Annotated in this window: 1 protein-coding gene; it reads left to right on the top strand. The window is 77.7% G+C overall.

Going from position 1 to position 792, the window contains the following annotated elements; all coding sequences use genetic code 11:
• Positions 1-792: hypothetical protein (locus G9H71_RS22910; RefSeq protein WP_231135356.1), on the top strand; the 792-nt coding region annotated here is incomplete at both ends.

Raw genomic sequence — 792 nt, 5'->3', positions numbered from 1 at the left:
CGCAAGCCGAGCAGCGCCTGGACCAGCTCGCCCCCGACGTCATGGCCCGCTACCGCCAGCGCCTCGCCAAAGGGCAGGTGGCCGACGCCACGGGGCGGCGCGACGTTCACGCGGACGCGATGCACCCGCTGCGCGCGGAGCTGCGCGCGGCAGCGGCCGGCGTGCCGTCAGCCCCGACCCGCGCCGCGCTGCTCGCCGAGCAGCGGCTCGTCGACGTCATCGCAACCAAGATGTACAACCCGGACCGGGCCGAGACCCGCCGGGGCGAAGCCATCGCCGCCGCCGCCGACGCGGAGGAGGCGCGCCGGGCGGGCATGACCCGCGACGAGCGGGCCGTCGAAGACCTGACTCGCCGGCTCGCCCCGCTGGCCGAGATGGGCACCGGCCAAGCGCTGCAGATGTGGGACTACGCCCGGAAGCTTCCGCCGGACACCGCCCGCCCCCACCTGCAGCAGATCGAGAGCCGCCTGGACCAGCTCGCCCCCGACGTCGTGGACAGGTACCGGCAGCGGCTGGCCGCAGCGCCCGGCCCGGACGCCGACTCCCCGCTGCGCGACCAGCACGGTGAGGCCATGCACCCGCTGCGCGCCGAGCTGCGCGCTGCGGCGGCCGTGCGCCCGGCGGAGCCCGCGCGGGCCGTGAAGCGGGATGCTGCTGCCACTGCCGCCGCGCTGGCTGCCGCGGACACGGCGGCAGACACCGCGGCCGCACACCAGGGCCGGGCCAACGCCGAGTCCCTGGCCGCGACCACGGCCGCAGCGACCTCGGACGACCCGCGCACCGTGCGGGTCG

The sequence above is a fragment of the Motilibacter deserti genome (assembly GCF_011250635.1).
GTDB lineage: Bacteria > Actinomycetota > Actinomycetes > Motilibacterales > Motilibacteraceae > Motilibacter_A > Motilibacter_A deserti.
Note: the sequence above shows the minus strand (reverse complement) of the source record. Positions and strands in the feature narration are given on the sequence as shown.